Origin of the sequence: Nostocoides veronense (assembly GCF_039531185.1) — a bacterium.
GTDB lineage: Bacteria > Actinomycetota > Actinomycetes > Actinomycetales > Dermatophilaceae > Nostocoides_A > Nostocoides_A veronense.
In genome coordinates this window covers 1-1563 of sequence record NZ_BAAAPO010000072.1, presented here as the reverse complement: position 1 = coordinate 1563, position 1563 = coordinate 1, and the positions used below count along the sequence as shown (strand labels likewise).

Sequence of the window (1563 nt, the reverse complement as noted above, 5' to 3'; positions counted from 1 at the left end):
GGCAGGGGTGACCTTCCGGCCTCGCTGCCGGGGTGTTCCACACGGGGTTCCTGGGTTGCGCCGGGGTGCTGCTGGGTGGTCAGGTCGCGGCTGTGGCTGGGGGTGCGTGGACGCGCTCGAAGAGGACGGTCCAAAGGTGTTGCCAGGGCCAGGCACGAGGTAGGTGCAGGACGATCCGCCGGGCGGAGGTCGCGACCCTCGCTGGGACAGCGACGAGGGTGCGCCGCACGGTGGCCGTCGTCGCCCGCGCGAGTCGGTCACTGCCAGTGAGGGTGGCGGCGGTGCGGGTGAGGTTGAACGCCATGACGGCCAGGACCAGCCAGGCGGCGTTGGCGTTGAACTTCCCTGAGGGCAGGTGCGCCAGCGCCGAGCTCTTCAGGTCGGCGTGGACCTGCTCGATGATGGCGTGGGCGCGGTGGACCTTGTCGATGGTGACGGTGTCCGCGACATCCTTGGGGGTGGTGGTGAAGAAGGCGTGATGCCGCCACAGCTCGAACAGGCCGTCCTGCCCGGCGCGTTTCTTCTTCTCGGCGTTGGCGTCGGGGATGCGCCGCACGACCAGCCGGCCTGTCACTTGCGTCTTCTTCTTCGACGTGAACGCCGTGTAGGGCACCTCGGCGACCTGCGCCTTCGAGATCCACACCCCGGTGTCTTCGTCGAAGACGGCCCGCGGGTACTCGATCGTGGTCCAGGCGTCCTCGGCGATGCTGCTGATCGCGGCCTTGACGCGGGGATCGAGGCGGACGGTGACCGAGACCTCCGCGCCGGTCTTGACCGCGGCACCGATCACGGGATGACCGTAGTACGCCGAATCCGCTCGAAGAAGTACCCGACCCGAGGTGCCTGCACCCTCCTGCTGGCGCAACGTGCGCACGGTCTTCAGCGCGTCGCGGACCAGCCGCTGGGCGCCGCGGGCCGAGTTCGCTGAGCCCTTGCGTAGGCGTTGGGCCACGATCACCGGAGCGGCCTGCCCGGTGGAGACGGTCGCGATCAGGGCGTTCAGTCCGCGGACCTTGGTGTAGCCGAACCCGGCGCCCTGTTTGGTGTGGCCGTGGACTTCGATGATGGTGTCGTCGATGTCGACCACCGCCAGCTGCTCGACTCCGGAGACGACGGGCGCGTCCTTGGCCAGGGCGGTCAGGAACCTGGAGGCGACTGCGTCGAGTTGGCGCACGTGCCCGAACGTGAAGGTGCGCAGGAACGAGCCCAACGTCGAGGGTGCGTAGCAGCGGGAGAAGACCCGACCCATCCCGCCGTGACGCAGCAGGGCCATGTCGTCGAGGGAGTCGGCGCCGGCGACCATGCTCGCGACCAGCGCGTTCACCTTCGCTCCGGCGTTGGCGCCCTTGTCCGTGGGCACGCTCAGATGCTCATCGGCCAGGGCGGCAAGACCTGTCCTCTCTGCCAGTCGCAGGATCGGGACCAGCCCGGCCGAGCCGATCAGGTTCGGGTCATCGAAGACCGCTGACGTCGCCGCCGGGGTGTGAGAGAGTTGCACCTACGAGATGTCCCTTGTGATCAGGTCGGATTAAAGTGTCAAGAACTTCAATTCTCCTGCATCAC

1 protein-coding gene is annotated in these 1563 nt (G+C 68.0%); it reads right to left on the bottom strand.

Going from position 1 to position 1563, the window contains the following annotated elements; translation table 11 throughout:
• Positions 1-79 precede the first annotated feature (79 nt).
• The gene (locus tag ABD225_RS18530; RefSeq protein WP_344089168.1) at positions 80-1498 is read right to left on the bottom strand and encodes an IS1380 family transposase; all 1419 of its coding nucleotides are present in this window, start codon (positions 1496-1498) and stop codon (positions 80-82) included.
• Positions 1499-1563: the final 65 nt, after the last annotated feature.